This is a genomic window from Microvirga sp. P4_G7, from assembly GCF_056401005.1.
In genome coordinates, this window is the sequence record NZ_JBFUKD010000378.1 from 1 (window position 1) to 3,624 (window position 3,624).

Below are 3,624 nucleotides of genomic sequence, written 5' to 3' on the forward strand. Positions count from 1 at the left end.
GGACACGTTCGACATGAACCGCCTGGAAGCTGGTCTGACGGCCAATCTGAACCCGTATGTGCCTGTGACGGCGTCGATTCTCTATGCGCGCTACGGCGCGCAGCCGGAACTCGGCTTCCCACGTCGCCGCGAAGGTATTCTGTCGTCGGCGACCTGGAACATCACGCAGAACTGGTACATCTCGGGTTCGGTACTCCTCGACCTCGATCGCTACCTCGTGGCGCGGGACACGTTCGTCCAGCGCTACATGGCGAACCCGGCGACAGCGATCTACAACAAGCAGAACCTCGCTTACGTGAGTTCAATGTCGCTTGGCTTCGGCTACGCCGACGAGTGCACCACGTTCACCGTCAACTATTCCATGTCGCCGCGGGACGTCGCCGTATCGTCCGGCGAGAAGGACAGGAACCAGACCGTCGTGTTCACCCTCGAGCTGCGCACCCTCGGTCAGGCATCGGTCAATCAGAACCTGAGCGGAACGACGTCGGAAGTCGGCACCGCAAAGTGACCCAGGCAGGCGAAAGCCTCGTTCTGGTGACGCAGGGTGATCCGGCCGGTATCGGACCTGAGATCGCCCTCAAGGCGTGGATACAGAGGAAAGAGGCGAACCTGCCGCCCTTCGCGATCCTCACCGATCCCGAGCATCTCCGTCGCGTCGCCACCCAACTCGGGCTCGACGTGCCTATGTCGACAGTCACCGCGCACGACGCGCCATCCGCGTTTGACGCCGCCCTTCCCGTCATTCCGATCGCCGCGAAAGTCCGAGCGCAGAGCGGTCAGCCTGACGTCGCGAATGCCGCCTCCGTCATCGAAGCCATCGAACAGGCGGTGAGTCTCGTACAGGCAGGTCGAGCCAAAGCCGTCGTGACCAACCCGATCGCCAAGCACGTCCTCTATGCGTCCGGCTTCCAGCATCCCGGTCACACGGAGTTTTTGGCGGCTCTCGCCAACGCTGCCGGTGGTACGTTTCACCCCGTCATGATGTTGTGGAGTGAAACGCTCGCGGTCGTGCCTGTGACGGTCCACATTCCCCTGAAGGACGTGCCTCGCACCCTGACGACGGATCTGATCGTCGAGACAGCGCGGATCGTCGACCGCGATCTCAAAGCCCGGTTCGGCGTGAAAGCGCCTCGTCTGGCCCTTGCCGGGCYCAACCCCCATGCCGGCGAAAGCGGGTCGCTCGGCACTGAAGACGACGCCGTGATCGCGCCCGCGGTCGCGATCTTGCGACGCGACGGCATCGCCGCCGAGGGCCCCTTCCCCGCCGATACGCTCTTCCACGCGCGGGCCCGCAGCCGGTACGACGCGGCGCTCGCCATGTATCACGACCAGGCGTTGATCCCGATCAAGACGATCGCGTTCGATGATGCGGTGAACGTGACCCTCGGATTGCCGTTCGTTCGCACCTCCCCCGACCATGGAACCGCCTTCGACATTGCGGGCCAGGGCATCGCGCGACCGGACAGCCTGATCGCCGCCATCAAGCTCGCGGACCGGCTCTCGCACGGGAAAGCGACCGCATGAGCCAGATCGATGACCTTCCCCCCTTGCGCGAGGTCGTTCGAACCCATGGCTTGCTCGCCAAGAAATCGCTCGGGCAGAACTTTCTGTTCGATCTCAATCTCACAAGCCGGATCGCCCGATCAGCCGGTCCCCTCAACGGATTCACGGTCGTCGAAGTCGGGCCCGGTCCCGGTGGTCTGACGCGTGCCATCCTCGCGGCCGGGGCATCGAAGGTCATCGCCATAGAACGGGATACGCGTTGCCTTCCCGCTCTCGCCGAAATCGCGGCGCATTATCCGGGGCGCCTCGAGGTAATCGAGGCCGACGCCCTCGCCTTCGATCCGCGGCCGCTCGTGGGTGAAAGCCCGACCCGGGTGATCGCCAATCTCCCCTACAATGTCGGGACGCCTCTGCTGACAGGATGGCTGACCACGGAACAATGGCCGCCGTGGTGGCAATCGCTGACGCTGATGTTTCAGCGCGAGGTCGCCGAGCGGATCGTCGCCGATGAGCATGTCCCGAAGGATTACGGTCGACTTGGCGTGCTGTGCGGGTGGCGGACCCACGCCAACATCATGTTCGATGTGCCACCATCCGCCTTCGTGCCGCCRCCGAAGATCACATCGAGCATCGTGCACCTGACACCACGCGCAAACCCTCTGCCATGCCGGATCGATGCGCTGGAAGCCGTGACGCGTGCAGCCTTCGGTCAGCGCCGCAAGATGCTGCGTCAAAGCCTCAAGTCGCTCGCCGCCAATCCCGCCGCCATCATTGAAGCAGCCGGACAGCGGGAAACAGCGCGAGCCGAGGAGATTCCAGTCGAGGGTTATGTGGCGCTCGCGAATGCTTGGGATCGCGAGCGGAAATAGTCGGAACGCCGAAAGGGCTCAGGCCAAACGTTCGGCGAGCAAGGTCTGCACGAAATCCGGTAGACCCACACAACGCTCGCGTTTCAGCCGCTCGGCCGATTGGATCGCTTTGAGGCATTGGTAGGATTTGCCGAGATCCTCGTTGACGATCACGTAGTCGTATTCGCTCCAGCGTTCGATTTCACGACGTGCGTTGTCCAAGCGGCGAGCGATCGTTTCAGCGGAATCCTCGGCGCGACGCTCCAATCGCGCTTTCAGTTCCTTCATGCTCGGGGGCAAGATGAAGACGGTTACGACGTCCTCCGGCAGCTTTTCCCGGACTTGCCGTGTTCCCTGATAGTCGATGTCGAAGATCATATCGCGCCCTTCGGCGAGCGCCTTTTCGACCGGTTTGCGCGGCGTTCCATAGAAATTGCCGTGCACCTCCGCCCATTCGAGAAGCTCGTTCCGATCCCGCAGGGCGATGAAGTCGTCGACATCGATGAAATGGTAGTGACGTCCCTCGATTTCCGACGGCCGCTTCGGGCGCGTCGTCACCGAAATGGAAAGCTCGCCGGCGCTGTCGTCGACGAGGCTTCGCGTGAGCGTCGTCTTCCCGGCGCCCGACGGGGACGAAAGGATGAAGATCAGTCCGCGCCTGCCAATCATTGATCCGGGATCTGGACTCATCGCTTACTCCACGTTCTGCACTTGCTCGCGGAATTGCTCGATTACGGCCTTCAATTCAAGCCCAATTCTGGAAATGGAAACGTCATTGGCCTTCGCGCACAGGGTATTGGCTTCACGGCCGAATTCTTGCGCCAAAAAGTCGAGCCTGCGGCCGACCGYGCCGCCTTGGGAAAGCAGACCGCGCGCTGTTTCGACGTGGGCGCGCAAGCGGTCGAGTTCCTCGCGAATGTCGGCCCGGGCCGCGATGAGCACGGCTTCCTGATGCAGGCGATCGGGATCGAGCGTACCCTTGGCGTCGAGGATCTGGGCGATCTGGGACTCCAGTCGCGCACGAATCGCCTCCGGTTGCCGGGCCGGCGCCACATCGGCCTCAACTGTCAGCCGCAAAACGGTGTCGAGATGCTGATTGAGAATTCCAGCCAGCGCGTCTCCCTCGGTGTTTCGAGCGGCTTTGAGGGCATCGATCAAGCGAGGAACGGCGGCGCGGAGATCGGCGAGGAGAGCTGCATCCTGCCCCGGGTCCCCACCCTCCTCCTCGACTTCGACGACACCGCGCACATTCAGCAAGCCGTCAAGAGAAGCT

At 62.9% G+C, this 3,624-nt stretch carries 4 protein-coding genes and 1 pseudogene; 3 read left to right on the forward strand and 2 right to left on the reverse strand.

What is annotated here, in order from left to right; genetic code table 11:
• From AC1DT3_RS14930 to rsmA, 3 genes and pseudogenes are all read left to right on the forward strand, one after another.
• Positions 1 to 508: pseudogene (locus tag AC1DT3_RS14930) on the forward strand (LPS-assembly protein LptD); the annotation flags it as partial.
• Positions 505 to 1,524 (forward strand): 4-hydroxythreonine-4-phosphate dehydrogenase PdxA, encoded by a 1,020-nt coding sequence (gene pdxA / locus AC1DT3_RS14935; RefSeq protein WP_477466032.1) that lies wholly within the window; start codon positions 505 to 507, stop codon positions 1,522 to 1,524. The pseudogene AC1DT3_RS14930 and the gene pdxA, both read left to right, overlap by 4 nt.
• The gene (gene rsmA / locus AC1DT3_RS14940) at positions 1,521 to 2,372 is read left to right on the forward strand and encodes a 16S rRNA (adenine(1518)-N(6)/adenine(1519)-N(6))-dimethyltransferase RsmA (protein WP_477466033.1); all 852 of its coding nucleotides are present in this window, start codon (positions 1,521 to 1,523) and stop codon (positions 2,370 to 2,372) included. The genes pdxA and rsmA overlap by 4 nt, the downstream gene beginning before the upstream one ends.
• An 18-nt stretch (positions 2,373 to 2,390) precedes the next feature.
• Here the strand turns inward: rsmA and gmk are convergent, their stop codons facing one another.
• Positions 2,391 to 3,041 (reverse strand): guanylate kinase, encoded by a 651-nt coding sequence (gene gmk / locus AC1DT3_RS14945; protein WP_477466034.1) that lies wholly within the window; start codon positions 3,039 to 3,041, stop codon positions 2,391 to 2,393.
• 3 nt (positions 3,042 to 3,044) lie between these two features.
• Positions 3,045 to 3,624, reverse strand: a 580-nt coding sequence (locus AC1DT3_RS14950) for a YicC family protein (protein WP_477466035.1), incomplete at its 5' end; no start/stop codon positions are given.

Coding starts and splice junctions, on each gene's coding strand:
- gmk (WP_477466034.1), bottom strand. CDS start 3,041: ATGAGTCCAGATCCCGGATCAATGATTGGCAGGCGCGGACTGATCTTC.